Below are 18,165 nucleotides of genomic sequence, written 5' to 3'. Positions count from 1 at the left end.
CGGATCCCGTCGGGGATCCGGGCCCTTCCCGTGCTCCGGGTCAGCGGATCCGGGCCTTTCCTGTGCGCCGGGTCACGCCCCGCTGCGCGCCGTCCCGCCGGAACAGGTCGTGCCGTACGCGGGGACCTTCCCGTCCAGCAGGTACCGGTCGATCGTCGAGGTCGCGCAGGACGACGTGCCGTACGCGCCGTGCCCCTCGCCCTCGTTGGTGACGAGGACGCCGACGCCGTCGCCGAGCTCCTTCGCCATCCTCTCCGCGCCCTCGTAGGGGGTCGCCGGGTCTCCCGTCGTGCCGACCACGAGCACCGGGGCGGAGCCCGGAGCACCTGCCTCCGGGGTCGACCGCTCGCCCTTCACCGGCCATTCGGCGCACCAGCCGGCCGTGTCCCAGGCGAGGAACGCGCCGAACACGGGGGAGAGGCGCCGGAATTCGGGGAGCAGGGCCTTCGCCTCCGCCGCGGTCGGCCGCGAGCTGGAGTCGGCGCAGGAGATCGCCCGCTGCGCGTGGGACTGGGTGGCGTAGTGGCCGTCCGCGTCCCGGTCGTTGTAGTGGTCGGCGAGTTCGAGGAGGGCGCCGCCGCGTCCCTTCTCGGCGTCCGCGAGGGCCGACGTCAGCAGGGGCCAGTTGGACTGCCCGTAGAGCGTCACCGCGATGCCGGTGAGCGCGAGTCCCTCGGTGAGCTTCCGGTCGCCGACCTTCAGCGGCGCGCGGTCGAGCCTGCGCAGCAGCCGCGCGATCCGCTCGGTCCCGTCCTCGGCGTCCGCGCCGGTGCTCTTCAGGTAGTTGCCCAGCGCCCGCTGGAAGCCGATCGTCTGGTGGCGGGCGTGGCCGACGGAGTCGGCGGTCGGGTCGACGACCGCGTCGAGGACGAGCCGGCCCACGTTCCGCGGGTAGAGGTGCGCGTACGTGCCGCCGAGCTGCGTGCCGTACGAGATGCCGAAGTAGTGCAGCTTCTCGTCCCCGAGGACCTGCCGGACCAGGTCCAGGTCGCGGGCGGTCGCGGTGGTCGTGGTGTGCGGGATGACCGTGCCGGAGCGGCGGGCGCAGCCGGCGCCGAAGGCGGCGTTGTCGGCGAGGAACGCGGCCTCCTCGGCGGCCGAGTCCGGGGTGAGGTCGACGGAGGCCTCGGCGGCGGCCTGCTCGGCGTCGGTGCGGCAGACCACGCCGGAGCTGCGGCCGACCCCGCGCGGGTCGAAGCCGACCAGGTCGTAGCGCTCGGCGAGCTTCGCGTAGTCCTCCTCCAGCCGCGGCAGGATGTCGACGCCGGAGGCGCCGGGGCCGCCGAAGTTGAAGAGCAGCGAGCCGATGCGCGCGTCCTCCCGGTCGGCCTTCCGGCGGATCAGGGCGACCGGGATCGTGGGGCCCTCGGGCTTCGCGTGGTCGAGCGGCACCTTCACGGTGGCGCACCGCCACCGGGCGCCGGGCTTCTCCCCGCCGGTGCCGGGAGCCGGGCAGGAGGTCCAGTCCGGGCGCTGGCCGGTGAGGGAGGCGGGGAGCGGGGGGACGGCGGTGGCGGAGGGCGTGGGGCCGGTGGCCGAGGGCCCGTCGCCGGGCGCGGTGGTCCGCGCGTCCGGTGCGGCGGGCCGCGTGGCCGGTGGACCGCCGCCCGTGCAGCCCGTGACCAGCAGCCCGGTGACCGCCAGTGCCGCCACCCGTATGCGTATGGACATGTGTTCCCCCCATGAGCCGGCAAGGCGGCCATCCTAGGGGGGGCCGGCCTCCCGGGCTCCCGGAGGGCGGGAGCCCGGGCGCTACTTGCAGACGGTGCCGGAGGCGGGGACCCTGCCGTCCAGGAGGTAGCCGTCGACCGCCTTCTTCACGCAGGCGTTGCCGCTGTTGTAGGCGCCGTGGCCCTCGCCCTCGTACGTCAGCTCCACCCCGACGCCGTCGCCGAGCGCCTTCACCATCGAGCGGGCGCCCTCGTACGGCGTGGCCGGGTCGCCGGTGTTGCCGACGACCAGGATCGGGGCCGCCCCCGGGGCGGAGACGTCCGGGTGCTCCCAGCTTCCGGGGACCGGCCATTGCGAGCAGCTGGAGAGGCCCCAGCCCATGAAGTCGCCGAAGACGGGGGAGGCCTCGCGGAACTGGCCGAGCCGCTCCTTCGCCTGGCCGAGGGTGTACCGCTGCTTGAAGTCGACGCAGTTGATGGCGGCGTTGGCGGCCTGGATGTTGCTGTAGGAGCCGTTCTGGCCGCGCCCGTTCATCGAGTCGGACAGGGTGAGGAGCAGCGCCCCGTCGCCCCCCTCCGCGTCGGAGAGGCCTTGCTCCAGATAGGTCCAGAACTCCTTGGAGTAGAGGGCCTGCGCGATGCCGTTGGTGGCCTGCGTCTGGGTCAGCTTGCGGTCGCCGATGCCCGCGATCGGCTCCTTGTCGAGGGAGGCGAGGAGGTCCGTCACGAAGGTCTCGATCTCGGCGACGGTGGAGCCGGGCAGGGTGCACTCCGCGCCGCGGTCCACGCAGTCCTGGGCGAAGTTGTCCAGGGCGAGCTGGAAGCCCCTCGCCTGGCCGAGCGCGCCCTCCTCGACGCCCGCCTCCGGGTCGACGACGGCGTCGAAGAGGGCCCGTCCGACGTTCTTGGGGAAGAGGTGGGCGTACACGCCGCCGAGTTCGGTGCCGTACGAGATGCCGAAGTAGTGGAGCTTGTCGTCGCCGAGGACCTGGCGCATCAGGTCCATGTCCCGGGCCGCGTTCTCGGTGCCGACGTACGGCAGGGCGGGCCCCGCGTCCCGCTCGCAGCCGGCCGCGTACCTCTTCTGCGCCTCGGAGAGCGTCCGTTCCTCGGCCTCGTCGTCGGGCGTGAAGTCGAGGGCGTAGTAGGCGTCCAGCTCCTTGTCGGTGAGGCATTCGACGGGGTCGCTGCGGCCCACGCCGCGCGGGTCGAAGGAGACGAGGTCGTAGCGGCCGCGCAGGGTCTCGTAGTCGGTGGCGAAGCCGGGCAGCGCGGTGACGCCGGAGCCGCCCGGTCCGCCGAAGTTGAAGACGAGCGAACCGATCCGCCGCTCCTGGTCGCGGGCCCGGGCCCGGATCAGCGCGAGCTCGATGGTCTCGCCGTCCGGCACCGACCAGTCGAGCGGGGTCTGGAGGAAGGAGCACTCCCAGGCGGCGCCGCCCGGCAGCGGGGAGGGGGCCGGTCCGCCGCCCTCAGCCGCGGACGGCGCCGGGCAGGGGGCCCAGGACAGCTTCTGCGAGGTCAGCGCCGAGATCCCGGCCGTGCCGCTCGGCCTCGTCGCGTCCGCCTCGTCGCCCCCGTCCGAGCACCCGGCGGCGAGCAGCACGGTGGTGGCGGTCAGCAGAGCGGCGCGCTGGGCGGCGGAGATCGGCATAGGCCCATGGTGGGGGCCCGCCCCCGCCGCCGCGCGGGACGGGGGTCCATGCGGGTGGCGGGGGCCGGGACCCGGAGCCCCGGGATCCGCTAGAGCGCCTCGCGCTTCGTCAGCCAGTTGAAGCAGAGCCAGCCCGGCAGGACCGGGAGCCACAGGGTCAGCAGGCGGTAGAGCAGGACGGCCGGGGTCGCGACCTCGGCGGGCAGGCCGACCGCGATCAGACCCAGGGTGAGCGCGGTCTCGACGGCTCCCACGCCGCCCGGGGTCGGCGCCGCCGAGCCGAGCGCGTTGCCCGCGAGGAAGACGACGGCCACGCTCGCGTAGCTGATCGACACGCCCTCGTGGTCGAAGGCCTGGATCGAGGCGTGCAGGCAGAGCACGAAGGTGAGGGTGAGCAGCAGCATCCCGCCGATGCCGGTGACCAGCTTCATCGGCCGCTGGAGCACGTCCAGCATGCGCGGCACCACGCCGGCGAACAGCGAGCGCAGCCGCGTCGAGACGAACTTCCGCATGAACGGGATCGCCGTCACGACGAGCACGAGCACCGCCACCGTGAGGAGGCCGGCGATGACCGTCCTCGACGGGGTGAAGGACTGCGAGCGCTCCGTTCCCGTGAGGTAGCCGAAGGAGAGCAGCAGCAGGATGTGGGCGCCGAGCCCGAAGAGCTGCGAGGCGCCGACGCTCGCCACCGCGAGCCCCGGGCGCACGCCCGAGCGCTGGAGGAAGCGGGTGTTCAGGGCGACGCCGCCGACCGCCGCCGGGGCAACGATCTTCACGAACGAGCCGGCGACCTGGGCCACCACCGTCCGCCAGAAGCCGACCCGCTCCGGCACGAAGCCGAGCAGGCTCATCGCCGCCGCCACATAGCTGAGCGCGGAGAACAGCACGGCTGCCGCGACCCACCGCCAGTCGGCCTGGCCGATCGTCGACAGCGGCGTCTGGGAGATCTGCGACAGCAGGAAGTACGCGGCGACGGCGCCCGCGATCAGGCTGACCAGGGTGCGCGGCTTGATCCGTTCCAGGCGGACCGGCTCCGCCGGCGCCTGCGGGCGGATCAGCAGCACCTGCTGCCGGATCTGGGCCAGCAGGTCCTCCTCGCGGGCCTCGTCGAGCGCCGTGTCCAGGGCCCGCTTCTCGGCCTTCTTGTCCGCCTTCTTCTCGGCCTTCGTCTCCGCCCGTACGACGGTCGGGTCGGCGGCGGCCTCCGCGGCCTGGGCCTTCGCCAGCTCCCGCTCGTGCTTGGCCGCCTCCGAGGCGGCGAGCACGGCCTCGCGCTCGCGTGCCGACCGCTCCCGGGCCTGCCTCCGCAGCGTCGCGCGCGTGGAGCGGCTCAGCGCGATCGGCTGGAGCAGCGGCAGGCAGTCGGCGACGGCGTCCGGGCCGAGCACCTCGACGGCCGCGGCGACCGTGCGCTCGGCACCGACGCGCAGGCCGAGCGTGGTGAGCAGCTGGGCGATGTCCATCCGGAGGATCAGGTCGCCGGCCGCGATCTCGCCGCCGCGGAGGTCGGTGAGGATCACCCTGCCGGAACGATCCACCAGAATCGCGTCACCCGTGAGCCGCCGGTGCGCGATGCGGCGCGACTGGAGGGCCCGCACCTGCCGCCAGGCGCTGCGGACCAGTTCGTCGGTGATGTCGTCGTCGTCGAGCGAGTCGAGGGTGCGGCCGCCCGTGTGCTCGTAGACGAGCATCACGGCGTCCGGACCGAGCTCGGAGGTGGCGATCAGTTTCGGCGCGTTGGCCCCGGCGGCGATCGCCGCGTACGCGAGGAGCGCCTCCAGCTCCAGGGCCTGGCGCAGCGAGACGATCGACCGGCGGGTGGTGATCGTCCGCAGGGTGATCCGGCGCCACGCGCGGTAGAAGAAGCCGTGGGCCTGCTGCTCGCGGTCGACGACGGTGACGTCGAGCGGCGGCCCGTCCTCCAGGGTCACGATGTACCGGCGGCCCCGGTCCCCGCTGTCCGAGGAGTCGGGCACGCCCTCGGCGCGCAGCGCGGTGACCGGCCGGAAGCCGACGCGTCTCAGGCCCGCGAGGAGGGTCTGGCCGGTGGGCCGGACGTTCGGGGAGCCGACCGCGTAGAGCGTGCCGTACGCGACCGTCCAGCCGATGAGGACGGTCAGGATGATCGAGAGGGCCGTGGTGTAGCCGGCCACCAGCATGGTGAACGCGTCGAGCAGCAGCACCACCCAGAGCGACACCCGCCAGCGCGGCCTGCGGGCCATGCCCACGGCGGTCATGTAGGCGATCACCGGCGCGAGGTAGTTGTGCACCGGGTCGGTGAGCCCGCCGCCGGAGGCCGGCTGGGTCAGCGCGTCCTGGATGGTCCCGGGCGCGGCCTCGGCGACCCAGAGGTCGGTGGCGAGGGTGAGGCCGTGCGCGAGCACGGCGGCGAGGACGCCGTCCGCGATGCGCAGCCCGTCCCGCTTGATCAGGCGCTCGATGGCGAAGGCGACGGGAACGAGCAGGACGGCGATGGAGGAGACCAGGCCGGCGATCTTGACGAAGACGTCGGGCGCGCCGACGGCACCCTTGTTGATGTCCTCCTCGAGGCCCGACGTCGTCGCGTGGGCGAAGGCGGCGACGGCGATGACGAGACCGATGGCGAGCACACCCGCGAGCAGCCGCATCAGGTCCGAGGGCCGGTGCACGCGGGCGGCGAGCAGCGGCTCGTCGCCGGAGACCCGCTCGGGCACGTCGGCCTGGCCCCCCTCGGGGGGCTGGGTGTCCGGGGCCATCACCATGTCCGTCTCTGCATGCGCGTCGTGTCGTTCTCGGTCTCGCTGCTGTTCTTCTGCTTGTTCTTGTACTTGTCGCTCTTGATCTCGTATCACCAGTCACCGCCCGCACGATGGTGGCACGAAGAGCCGCCGCGCGGAGGCATCAGGGCCATGTCGGTGGGGTGAGGCAGGATGGGGCGGATGAGCATGGAGGTACCCGTGGGGGAGACCGGAGAACTGCCCGAGTACGCGGAACGGGTGCTCGACGTCGCCGACGGGATCCCGCCCGGCCGGGTGATGACCTACGGCGACGTCGCCGAATGGCTGGGCGAAGGCGGCCCCCGCCAGGTGGGCCGGGTCATGGCACTGTACGGCGGGACGGCCCCCTGGTGGCGGGTGGTCCGCTCGGACGGGACGCTGCTTCCCGGGCACGAGCTGAGGGCCCTCGACCACTACCGCGAGGAGGGCACGCCGCTGCGCGAGCGGGGCCCGGCGGCCGAGGGGCACCTGCCGAGGATCGACATGCGGCGGGCGCGCTGGGACGGAACTCACACCTGAGGGCGCCGACCGGGGACGGACGTGCGGGACACCGCGCGCGGGGGGCCGGGCCGGACGGAGGCGGTACGGAACGGGGCGCGGAGTACGGCTCGGCGACGGGCCGTTTCGCGTAACGTCGACGTTCGCGTCCCCCGGGGCGGCGCCGGACCGACGAGGCCGACGGCCGCCCGCGGCGGACGGCCGCCTCACCCGCACCACCACTCCCACCAGGACCGGCGACCCACGTGAGCACCTCCTCGACCACCCGGCGCACGGCGCCGTACCAGGGACAGCCGTACCCGGGTCCGGGACGGCAGCGGAACCCGGGCGCGTACCGACTGGTGCGCACCACGCCGGCCCCGATGGACTCCCCTCAGCTGGACGCAACCCAGCGCGAGGTGGTTGACCACGACGGCGGACCTCTTCTCGTCCTCGCCGGCCCCGGCACCGGCAAGACCACGACCCTCGTCGAGTCCGTCGCCACCCGCATGGAGAAGGGCGCCGACCCCGAGCGGATCCTCGTCCTCACCTTCAGCCGCAAGGCCGCCGTCGAACTCCGCGACCGCATGGCCGCCCGGCTCGGCGGCCGCCGGCCCCCGCAGGCCACCACCTTCCACTCCTACTGCTACGCCCTGATCCGCGCCCACCAGGACGCCGACCTGTTCGCCGAACCGCTGCGCCTGCTCTCCGGACCCGAGCAGGACCTCGCCGTACGGGAACTGCTCGCCGGCCACATCGACCTGGGCAGGGAAGGGCTCGGCAGCATCCGCTGGCCCGACGAGCTCCGCGCCTGCCTCACCACGCGCGGCTTCGCCGACGAGGTGCGCGCCGTCCTCGCCCGCTCCCGCGAACTGGGCCTCGGTCCGGACGCCCTCGCGCGGTTCGCCGAACGGGTCGGCCGGCCCGACTGGAAGGCCGCGGCCGGCTTCCTCGCCGAGTACCTCGACGTCCTCGACCTCCAGGGCGTCCTCGACTACACGGAGCTGGTCCACCGGGCCGTCCTCCTCGCCGAGGAGATCAGCCTGCCCGCGTACGACGCGATCTACGTCGACGAGTACCAGGACACCGACCCGGCGCAGGTCCGGCTGCTGCGGGCGCTCGCGGGCGGCGGCGGGCGCACGGTCGTCGCCTTCGGCGACCCCGACCAGTCCATCTACGCCTTCCGGGGCGCCGACGTGAACGGCATCCTCGACTTCCCCGCCTCCTTCGGCGGCGCCGGCGTCCGGGTGCTGCGCACCGCGCGCCGCTCAGGGGAGCGCCTCCTCGCGGCCACCCGGCTCCTCGCCCAGCGGATGCCGATGCCCCGGCTCCCCGCCGACAAGGTCCGCGCCCACCGGGACCTCACGGCGGCGCGGACCGGGGGCGGCGCCGAGGCGTACACCTACCCGACGGCCTCGGCGGAGGCCGAGAACATCGCGGACCTGCTGCGCCGGGCCCACCTGGAGGACGGCGTCCCCTGGCAGCACATGGCCGTCCTCACCCGCGCCGCCGCCCACCTCCCGTCCCTGCGCCGCGCACTGACCTCGGCGGGCGTCCCGGTGGAGACGGACGCGGCGGACACCCCGCTGAGGCACGAACCGGCGGTGGCACCCCTGCTGCTGGCCCTCCGCGCGGTGGCGACGGCGGCCCCCCACCCGGGGGGCGGGGAAACCGGGTCGCCCGCGGGGCCGGGTGCGGCCGCCGGGGCCGGAGCGACCGCCGAGACCGGCGCGGCGGCCGAGGCAGGGCCCGCCGGACCCGGCACGACCACCGGCGCCGGGCCCCTCGGGGCGGACACCGAGGCGGGTGCCGCCGCCGAGGCCGGGCCCGCCGCGTCCCGTACCTCCGCGCCCGCCGTGGTCGCCGGGTGGCTCGGCGTCGAGACCGCGCTCGAACTCCTCGCCTCCCCGCTCGCCGGCGTCGACCCCGCCGACCTGCGCCGGCTCGGGCGGGCCCTGCGCGACGAGGCGCGGGCCGCGGGCGAGAAGGTCCCGCCGCCCTCCGACGTCCTGCTCGCCCTCGCCCTCGCCGAACCCGAGCGCCTCGCCGCCCACGACCCCGCCTACGCGCGCGGCGCCAAGCGGCTCGGCGACCTGCTCCGCGACACCCGAACCCTCCTCGCCGGCGGCGGCACCGCCGAGGAGGCCCTCTGGGTGCTCTGGAACGGCACCCCCTGGCCCGGCCGGCTGGAGCGCGCCGCCCTCCGCGGCGGACCCGCCGGACGCAACGCGGACCGCGACCTCGACGCCGTCTGCGCCCTCTTCGAGACCGCCGCCCGCGCCGAGGAGCGCGTCGGCGGCCGCGGCGTCCTCAACTTCCTCGAAGAGCTCGACGCGCAGGACATCGCCGCCGACACCCTCACCCGCCGCCACACCCGCCCCGACGCGGTCCGCCTCATGACCGCCCACCGCTCCAAGGGCCTGGAATGGAGCCTCGTCGTCGTCGCCGGGGTCCAGGAGGGCCTCTGGCCCGACCTGCGCCGCCGCGGCTCCCTCCTGGAGGCCGACCGCATCGGCCGCGACGGCCTCGCCGAGCCCCTGAGCCCCGGCGCCCTCCTCGCCGAGGAGCGCCGCCTCTTCTACGTGGCCGCCACGCGCGCGCGTGACCGGCTCGTCGTCACCGCGGTCAAGGCCGCGGCAGAGGACGGCGACCAGCCCTCCCGCTTCCTCACCGAGCTCGGCGAGGAGCCGAAGGACGTGCCCGGCCGCCCGCGCCGCCCCCTCGCCGTCTCCGCCCTGGTCGCCGAGCTGCGCGCCACCACCGTCGACCCGGACGCCACCCCCGCGCTCCGCGCCGCCGCCGCCGACCGCCTCGCCGAACTCGCCGCGCTCACCGACGAGGACGGCCAGCCGCTGGTCCCCGCCGCCCACCCGGACCGCTGGTGGGGACTGTTCGAGCCGACCCGCAGCCCGGAGCCGCTGCGCGACCGCGACCGGCCCGTCGCCCTCTCGCCCAGCTCCCTGGACAACCTGGTGAGCACCTGCTCCCTCCAGTGGTTCCTGGGCCGCGAGGTCAAGGCCGCGGCCCCCGCCACCGCGGCCCAGGGCTTCGGCAACGTCGTCCACGTCCTCGCCGACGAGGTCGCCTCCGGCCGTACCCCCGCCGACCTCGACGTCCTCATGGCCCGGCTGGACTCCGTCTGGGACGCCCTCGCCTTCGACGCCCCCTGGAAGTCGGCCCAGGAGAAGCGGAACGCGCGCGCGGCGCTCGAACGCTTCCTGAGCTGGCACGTCATGGACCGGGGCGGCCGCACCCCGGCCGCCTCCGAGCACGACTTCGACGTGACCCTGGAGGCCGGCGCGTACGAGGTCCGCATCCGCGGGTCCATGGACCGCGTCGAGACCGACGAGCACGGCCGCGCGTACGTCGTCGACTTCAAGACCGGCAAGTCCGCCCCCACCCGCGACGAGGTGGCCCACCACCCGCAGCTCGCCGTCTACCAGCTCGCGGTCCGGGAGGGCGCCCTCGACGAGGTCCTCGACGGGCACCGCCCGGAGCCGGGCGGCGCCGAACTCGTCCAGCTGCGGCAGGGCGCCCCGCAGAAGGAGGGCGGCGACGCCCTCCCGAAGGTGCAGGCCCAGGAACCGGTCGCCGGGGAGTGGGTCGGCGAGCTGCTCGCCCACGCCGCCGGCCGGGTCCTCGACGAGCGCTTCACCCCCACCACCGGCCAGCACTGCGCGACCTGCTCGTTCCGCGCCTCGTGCAGCGCGCAGCCGGAGGGCCGCCAGGTCGTCGACTGACGGCGGCCCCGGCGCGGAGTCGCGGGCGCACGCGCGCGGGGAGACCCTGCCCGCCGGCCCGGACCGGACTGTCGGTCCGCCGCGTTAGCCTCTTTGGGGTGACCGCACGAATCACCGACCCCGAGCAGCTCAAGGAGCTCCTCGGGATCCCCTTCACCCCGGAGCAGACGGCCTGCATCACCGCGCCGCTCGCCCCGCAGGTCGTCGTGGCCGGAGCGGGCTCCGGCAAGACGACGGTGATGGCCGCCCGCGTCGTCTGGCTGGTCGGCACCGGCCAGGTCGCCCCCGAGCAGGTCCTCGGTCTCACCTTCACCAACAAGGCCGCCGGCGAGCTCGCCGAGCGCGTCCGCACCGCCCTCGTCCGCGCCGGCGTGACGGACCCCGACGTCATCGACCCGGACGACCCCCCGGGCGAGCCGCTGATCTCGACCTACCACGCGTTCGCCGGCCGGCTGCTCACCGACCACGGCCTCCGCATCGGCCTCGAACCCACCTCCCGGCTCCTCGCCGACGCCACCCGCTACCAGCTCGCCGCCCGCGTCCTGCGCGAGGCCCCCGGCCCGTACCCGTCGCTGACCCGGTCCTTCCCGACCCTCGTCACCGACCTGCTCGCCCTCGACGCCGAGCTCGCCGAGCACCTCGTCCCGCCGGCCCGGCTCCTCGCCCACGACTCCGCGCTGCTCACCGACCTCGCCGAGGCCAGGCTCAGCAACGCCGAGCTGCGGAAGATCCCCGAGGCCGCCACCGCCCGCCGCGAACTCCTCGACCTCGTCGTCCGCTACCGGGCCGCCAAACGCTCCCGCGACCTGCTCGACTTCGGCGACCAGATCGCTCGCTCCGCCGAACTGGCCACCACGCGGCCCGAGGTCGGCGAGATCCTCCGCGACGAGTTCCGGGTCGTCCTCCTCGACGAGTACCAGGACACCTCCGTCGCCCAGCGGCTGCTGCTCTCCGGCCTCTTCGGCCAGGGCACCGGCCCGCACCCCACCGGGCACGCCGTGACCGCCGTCGGCGACCCCTGCCAGGCCATCTACGGCTGGCGCGGCGCCTCCGTCGCCAACCTCGACGACTTCCCCGAGCACTTCCCGCACGCCGACGGCAGCCCCGCCGACCGCTACTCGCTCTCCGAGAACCGGCGCAGCGGCGGCCGCCTCCTCGACCTCGCCAACGGACTCGCCGCCCCGCTCCGCGCCATGCACGCGGGCGTCGAGGCGCTGCGCCCCGCGCCCGGCGCCGAGGCCGACGGCACCGTCCGCATCGCCCTCCTCCCCACCCACGCCGAGGAGATCGACTGGCTCGCCGACTCCCTCGCCCACCTGGTCCGCACCGGCCGGGAGCCCGGCGAGATGGCCGTCCTGTGCCGCACCGCCACCGACTTCCCCGCCCTCCACGCCGCCCTCGTCGCCCGGGACGTACCCGTCGAGGTCGTCGGCCTCTCCGGCCTCCTCCACCTCCCCGAGATCGCCGACCTGGTCGCCGTCTGCGAGGTCCTCCAGGACCCCGGGGCCAACGCCGCCCTGGTCCGCCTCCTCACCGGCCCCCGCTGGCGCATCGGCCCCCGCGACCTCGCCCTCCTCGGCCGCCGCGCCCGCCACCTCGTCCACCGCGGCGACGACCCCGACCCCGAGCAGCGGCTCGCCGCGGCCGTCGAGGGCGTCGACCCGGCCGAGGTCGTCTCCCTCGCCGACGCGCTCGACACCTTCCTCGACTCCGGCGGCACGGTCGACGACGGCCTCGCCTTCTCCGCCGACGCCCGGGTCCGCTTCGCCCGGCTCGCCGCCGAACTGCGCGCCCTGCGCGGCTCCCTCGCCGACCCCCTCATGGACGTCCTGCACCGGGTGCTCTCGGCGACCGGCCTCGAAGTCGAACTCAGCGCCTCCCCGCACGCGCTGGCAGCCCGCCGCCGCGAGACCCTCGGCCACTTCCTCGACATCGCGGCCGGCTTCGCCTCCCTGGACGGCGAGGCCAGCCTGCTCGCCTTCCTCGGCTTCCTCCGCACGGCCGTCCAGTTCGAGAAGGGCCTCGACAACGCCCTGCCCGGCGGCGAGAACACCGTCAAGGTCCTCACGGCCCACAAGTCCAAGGGCCTCGAATGGGACGTCGTCGCCGTCCCCGGCCTCGTCACCGGACAGTTCCCCAGCAGCCGCGCCCGCGAGTCGTGGACCTCGCAGCCGCAGGTGCTGCCACACGCCCTGCGCGGCGACGCGGCCACCCTGCCGGCCGTCGACACCTGGACCGCGAAGGCCCTCACCGCCTTCAAGAACGAGATGCGGGACCACCAGCACACCGAGGAACTCCGCCTCGGCTACGTCACCTTCACCCGCCCCCGCAGCCTCCTCCTCGGCTCCGCCCACTGGTGGGGCCCCTCCCAGAAGAAGCCGCGGGGCCCCTCGGACTTCCTCCACGCCCTGTACGACCACTGCGCCGCCGGCCACGGGGACATCGAGAAGTGGGCCGAGGAACCCGAGAAGGACGCGCAGAACCCGACGCTGACCGAGGACGAGGGCGACCGGGCCTGGCCGCTGCCGCTGGACGCCGACGCCCTGCGCCGGCGCAGGGACGCGGCCGAGGCCGTGAAGGCCCGCATGGCGGCCCTCGGACCGCGGGACGAGGACCGGCCCGCCGCGGCGCCGCCCGCCGCGGGGGACCCGCACCCGGAGGACCTCTGGCCGGACGAGGAGGAACCCGTCTGGGACGAGGACGAGGAGGCGCTCCCCGAGGACACCCACGCGGACGCGGTCCCCGCCCCCAGGGAGCCCGAGACCGCCGCGGAACCGCACCACGGGCTCACCCCCGAGGACGCCCGTGCCGTCGCCTCCTGGGACCGCGACCTCACCGCCCTCACCGCCGAACTCCGCCGCGCCCGCGCGACCACCCGCGACGTGGTGCTCCCCGCGTACCTCTCCGCCTCCCAGGTCCTCCGCCTCGCCGCCGACCCCGACGGCTTCGCCCAGGAACTGGCCCGCCCCATGCCCAAGGCCCCGCAGCCGGCGGCCCGCCGGGGCACCCGGTTCCACGCCTGGGTGGAGTCCCGCTTCGAGGAGCTCCCCCTGCCGTTCCTCGGCCCCGAGGACCTGCCCGGCGGGGAGGACTTCGCGGGCGAGCCCGAGATCCTCGACGAACACGACCTCGACGAGCTGAAGGAGGCCTTCGCCCGGACCGCGTACGCCCACCGCACCCCGTACCGCGTCGAGGTCCCCGTGCACCTCTCGCTCGGCGGCCGGGTCGTCCGGGGCCGCATCGACGCCGTCTACCGGGACCCGGAGACCGGCGCGTACGAGATCGTCGACTGGAAGACCAGCCGGGTGCGCAGCGCCGACCCGCTCCAGCTCGCCCTCTACCGGCTCGCCTGGGCCGAGCAGCACGGCCTCGCGCCCGAGGAGGTGGCCGCCGCCTTCGTCTACGTGCGGACGGGCGAGGTCGCCCGCCCCGCCCGGCTGCCCGGCCGCGCCGAGCTGGAGGCCCTGCTGCTGGGGGAGCCGGCCGAGGCCGAGGCCGAGGCCGACGGGCCGCCGGGGGACCCCGGCCGGGCCCTCCTGCCGGGAGGGGCACCCCCGGGCGCCGGATAGGCTCGGGGGCATGAGCGAGACCCCGGACAGCGCCGTCCACGCCGTACGCACGTACATCGAGCAGCACCGTGCCGCCTTCCTCGACGACCTCGCGGCGTGGCTGCGCATCCCGTCCGTGTCGGCGCAGCCGGACCGGGCCGGGGACGTCCGGCGCAGCGCCGAGTGGCTCGCCGCCAAGCTCCGCGAGACCGGCTTCACCACGGTCGAGGTCTGGGAGACGCCCGGCGCCCCCGCCGTCTTCGCCGAATGGCCCTCCGGCGACCCGGACGCGCCGACGGTCCTCGTCTACGGCCACCACGACGTGCAGCCCGCCGCCCGCGAGGACGGCTGGCGGACGGACCCGTTCGAGCCGACCGTGGTCGACGGCCGGATGTACGCGCGCGGGGCCGCCGACGACAAGGGCCAGGTCTTCTTCCACACCCTCGGCGTGCGCGCGCACCTCGCCGCCACCGGCCGCACCGCCCCTGCCGTCAACCTCAAGCTGATCGTCGAGGGCGAGGAGGAGTCCGGGTCCCCGCACTTCCGCGCGCTGGTCGAGGACCATGCCGGGCGCCTGGCCGCCGACGCCGTGATCGTCTCCGACACGGGCATGTGGTCCGGGACCACGCCCACCGTCTGCACGGGCATGCGGGGCGTCGCCGACTGCGAGATCGAGCTGTACGGCCCCGACCAGGACATCCACTCCGGTTCCTTCGGCGGCGCCGTGCCCAACCCGGCCACCGTCGCCGGCCGGATTGTCGCCGCCCTCCACGACGCCGACGAGCACGTCGCGATCCCCGGCTTCTACGACGGGGTGACCGAACTCACCGACGCCGAGCGCGCCCTCGTCGCCGAGCTGCCCTTCGACGAGGCCGCCTGGCTGCGTACGGCGAAGTCCCACGGCACCCTCGGCGAAGCGGGCTTCTCCACCCTGGAGCGGGTCTGGGCCCGCCCCACCGCCGAGGTCAACGGCATCGGCGGCGGCTACCAGGGGCCCGGCGGCAAGACGATCGTCCCCGCCTCGGCCCAGCTCAAGCTGTCGTTCCGGCTGGTCGCGGGCCAGGACCCGGACAAGATCGAGCGCGCGGTCCGGGACTGGCTCGCCGGCCTCGTCCCCGCCGGCATCCGCTACGAGATCTCCTTCGGCGCCCCGACCCGCCCCTGCCTCACCCCGCTCGACCACCCGGCCCTCACGGCGGTCGCCGGAGCCATGAGCCGGGCCTTCGACGGCGCCAAGGTCCGCTACACCCGCGAGGGCGGCTCGGGACCGGCCGCCGACCTCCAGGACGTCCTGGGGGCACCCGTCCTGTTCCTCGGCATCTCCGTCCCGTCCGACGGCTGGCACGCCCCCGACGAGAAGATCGAACTCGATCTCCTCATGAAGGGCGTCGAGACCACCGCGTACCTGTGGGGCGACCTGTCCGCCCTTGCCGTCGAGCGCTGAACCCACACACCGAACCGGGGGAGTTGGAAGCACCTGTGAGCACCCTGAACAACGCGTCGCCGGACCGCCCGATCTCGCTGACCGCCCCGAGCGGGATCGACCGCGCCGCGCACCACCGCCTCGACGAGGCGTGGCTCGCCGCGGCCTGGAGCCACCCCACCACCCGGGTCTTCGTGGTCTCGGGCGGGCAGGTGCTGATCGACGACACCCCCGACGGACGCACCGAGCTCGTCATGACCCCGGCCTTCGAGGCCCCGGTCACCGAGACGCACCGCTACTTCCTGGGCACCGACGCCGACGGCGTCTCCTACTTCGCCCTCCAGAAGGACTCCCTGCCCGGCCGCATGGACCAGTCGGCGCGCCCCGCGGGCCTCCGCGAGGCCGGACTGCTGCTGTCGGACCGGGACGCGGCCCTCATGGTGCACGCGGTGGCCCTGGAGAACTGGCAGCGCCTCCACCGCTTCTGCTCGCGCTGCGGCGAACGCACGGTCATCGCCGCCGCCGGGCACATCCGCCGCTGCCAGGCCTGCGGCGCCGAGCACTACCCGCGGACCGACCCCGCGGTGATCATGCTGGTCACGGACGACGAGGACCGGGCGCTGCTCGGCCGGCAGGTCCACTGGCCCGAAGGCCGCTTCTCGACCCTCGCCGGCTTCGTCGAACCCGGCGAGTCCATCGAGGCGTCGGTGGCCCGCGAGGTCTTCGAGGAGGCCGGCGTCACGGTGGGCGAGGTCGAGTACGTCGCCAGCCAGCCCTGGCCGTTCCCGTCCAGCCTCATGCTGGGCTTCTTCGCCCACGCGACCTCCTCGGAGATCACCGTGGACGGCGAGGAGATACACGAGGCCCGCTGGTTCTCCCGCGACGACCTGGCCGCGGCCTTCGAGTCGGGCGAGGTGATCCCGCCGTACGGCATCTCGATCGCCTCCCGGCTGATCGAGCGCTGGTACGGCAAGCCCCTGCCGAAGCCGGGCGACGTGGTCTGAGACCGTCCCGCGTCCGCGGACGTCCCCGCCCGCCGTGCGGGCGGGGACGTCCGCGCGGCGCTCACCGGCGGAGCAGGTGCCGCCTGACGGTCCGGCCGAGCGGCCGCTCGACGAGACGGTGGACCAGGTACGACAGCACGAGCATCCCGAGCAGCACGGCGGTGAGCAGCACCCAGGGGGTGACCCGCTCCCCGAGGAGCGCGAAGAGCTCCCAGCCGATGACCTCGTGCAGCAGGTACAGGGGATAGGTCAGCGCCCCGGCCACCGGCAGCCACCGCCACCGGATGCCGGAGAGCCGGCCGGTCGCGACGAGCGCCATCAGCCCGAAGAAGACGGCGAGCACGACGACCATGGGCCACGCCGGGCGGTCGCCGAGGAAGGTGAGCTCCTTGGACCTCTCGACGGAGGGCGCGAGCGAGGCGCAGTAGCTGACCCCGACGACGCCGAAGAGCATCAGGTTCGGGCGGAACCGGTACATGAGGTAGAACGCCATGCCCGCGATGAAGAACCAGCTGTACCCGGGCATCAGCAGCAGCTTCAGGGGCCCCGGCTCGGCCGGGGACACCAGGACGCTCGCCGCCCCCCACACGCAGCAGAACAGCAGCACCCGGCGGTAGGTCAGGCCCCACCAGGCGAGCGCCGTGAACAGCAGGTAGAAGCGGAGCTCGGCGAAGAGGGTCCAGTAGACCGGGTCGACGGACTCGGCGCCCAGCGGCTCCTGGAGCATCGTCAGATTGGTGAGGATGTCGTTCCAGGGCACGTGCTCGCGCCCGCCGGGGATCACCGCGACGGTGACGGAGGTCGCGACCACGGCGAACCAGTACGCCGGGTAGAGCCGCGCCACACGGGAGACGAAGAACTCCTTCACCGGCCTTCCCCACCCGCTCATGCAGATGACGAAGCCGCTGATGAGGAAGAAGAACTCCACGCCGAGGTAGCCGTACGAGGCCAGGTCGTAGGTGGCGGGGAAGAGCCGCTCGACCGGCTCGGGCCAGCCCTCCCCGAAGGCGAGGTAGTGGTAGCCGACCACCATGAGGGCGGCGACGAGACGCAAGCCGTCTAGGACGTGGAGACGTCCGCGGCCTCGGCCCGCGGCGTCCGCCCCGGGGCCCGGCCCGCGGCTCAGGGAGACGGACACGGACACGGGAGGGGCGAGAGGGGCAGGGGCTGTCTGGTTGAGCACGAGGTATCCCACCTGGATATGCAGTCGCAAATCTCGGTCGGGAGGAGAGCATAGGTGCGCCGACGGAAGCCTTACAAAGGCGGGGTGGCGTGTGACGCTCTTCACGGGCAGGGGGCGTTCATGGGGTTCGCGCAGGCGAAATCCCGGTCGTACGCTACCCCCCGACCGGTCCGCGGCGCCGCCGATCCGCCGCTGTTCCTCGCGGTCTCCGCAGGGGCGTTTCGCGATCTTCACCCGAACCCCTCGGGATCTCCCCGCCGCCCCGCACGCACCCCTAGCCCCCGGGATCTCCCCGCCGCCCGGACGCCCCCGGCCCCCGGCATCCCCTCGCCGCCCCGACGCACCCGGACGCACGGAACCCCCGGCCGGTCGTGTCGCCGGTCGGGGGTTCCTCGTGCGCGCAGCCGGGAGGCTCAGACGCTGAGCGCCTGCTTCACCTGGGCGAGGCTCGGGTTCGTCAGGGTCGAGCCGTCCGGGAAGAGGACGGTCGGGACCGTCTGGTTTCCGCCATTCGCCTTCTCGACGAACGCCGCCGAGTCGGGGTCCTGCTCGATGTTGATCTCGGTGTACGCGATGCCCTCGCGGTCCATCTGGCTCTTCAGCCGACGGCAGTAGCCGCACCACGTGGTGCTGTACATCGTCACAGTGCCCTGCATGGCGAGGCGCTCCTCTTGGTTCGCTGACGGGTGCCGAAGGCAAGAACGTACGTC

General features: G+C 74.6%; 10 protein-coding genes. 5 read left to right on the top strand and 5 right to left on the bottom strand.

What is annotated here, in order from left to right; all coding sequences use genetic code 11:
- Window positions 1-72: 72 nt before the first annotated feature.
- The 3 genes from ACF09E_RS17860 to ACF09E_RS17850 form a co-directional block, all read right to left on the bottom strand.
- The gene (locus tag ACF09E_RS17860; protein ID WP_392206022.1) at window positions 73-1,671 is read right to left on the bottom strand and encodes an alpha/beta hydrolase; all 1,599 of its coding nucleotides are present in this window, start codon (window positions 1,669-1,671) and stop codon (window positions 73-75) included.
- An 81-nt stretch (window positions 1,672-1,752) separates the two neighbouring features.
- Entirely contained in the window at window positions 1,753-3,324 is a 1,572-nt protein-coding gene (locus ACF09E_RS17855; protein WP_392206021.1) for an alpha/beta hydrolase, read from the bottom strand.
- An 89-nt stretch (window positions 3,325-3,413) separates the two neighbouring features.
- Window positions 3,414-6,065, bottom strand: a complete 2,652-nt coding sequence (locus tag ACF09E_RS17850) for a flippase-like domain-containing protein (protein ID WP_392206020.1) — start codon at window positions 6,063-6,065, stop codon at window positions 3,414-3,416.
- Window positions 6,066-6,233: 168 nt separating this feature from the next.
- Between ACF09E_RS17850 and ACF09E_RS17845 the strand changes: the two genes are divergently transcribed.
- The 5 genes from ACF09E_RS17845 to nudC all read left to right on the top strand — a co-directional run bounded on the left by ACF09E_RS17845 (window position 6,234) and on the right by nudC (window position 16,272).
- The gene (locus ACF09E_RS17845) at window positions 6,234-6,599 is read left to right on the top strand and encodes an MGMT family protein (RefSeq protein WP_209496700.1); all 366 of its coding nucleotides are present in this window, start codon (window positions 6,234-6,236) and stop codon (window positions 6,597-6,599) included.
- 224 nt (window positions 6,600-6,823) lie between these two features.
- Window positions 6,824-10,297: an ATP-dependent helicase gene (locus ACF09E_RS17840; RefSeq protein ID WP_392206019.1), complete on the top strand. Its 3,474-nt coding sequence runs from the start codon at window positions 6,824-6,826 to the stop codon at window positions 10,295-10,297.
- Between the two features lie 98 nt (window positions 10,298-10,395).
- Window positions 10,396-13,866: a UvrD-helicase domain-containing protein gene (locus tag ACF09E_RS17835; RefSeq protein ID WP_392206018.1), complete on the top strand. Its 3,471-nt coding sequence runs from the start codon at window positions 10,396-10,398 to the stop codon at window positions 13,864-13,866.
- 10 nt (window positions 13,867-13,876) lie between these two features.
- Window positions 13,877-15,289 (top strand): dipeptidase, encoded by a 1,413-nt coding sequence (locus ACF09E_RS17830; RefSeq protein ID WP_392206017.1) that lies wholly within the window; start codon window positions 13,877-13,879, stop codon window positions 15,287-15,289.
- 35 nt (window positions 15,290-15,324) lie between these two features.
- Window positions 15,325-16,272 carry an NAD(+) diphosphatase gene (nudC, locus tag ACF09E_RS17825; RefSeq protein WP_392206016.1) on the top strand — a complete coding sequence of 316 codons (948 nt, stop codon included), beginning with the start codon at window positions 15,325-15,327 and terminating at the stop codon, window positions 16,270-16,272.
- Window positions 16,273-16,333: 61 nt separating this feature from the next.
- Here nudC and ACF09E_RS17820 read toward each other — a convergent pair whose 3' ends face one another.
- Window positions 16,334-17,326 (bottom strand): acyltransferase family protein, encoded by a 993-nt coding sequence (locus tag ACF09E_RS17820; protein WP_392206015.1) that lies wholly within the window; start codon window positions 17,324-17,326, stop codon window positions 16,334-16,336.
- A 542-nt stretch (window positions 17,327-17,868) separates the two neighbouring features.
- Window positions 17,869-18,111: a mycoredoxin gene (locus ACF09E_RS17815; protein WP_073912119.1), complete on the bottom strand. Its 243-nt coding sequence runs from the start codon at window positions 18,109-18,111 to the stop codon at window positions 17,869-17,871.
- Between the last annotated feature and the right edge of the window lie 54 nt (window positions 18,112-18,165).

Origin of the sequence: Streptomyces sp. NPDC014891, assembly GCF_043081085.1 — a bacterium.
Classification (GTDB): Bacteria; Actinomycetota; Actinomycetes; order Streptomycetales; family Streptomycetaceae; genus Streptomyces.
Note: the sequence above shows the minus strand (reverse complement) of the source record. Positions and strands in the feature narration are given on the sequence as shown.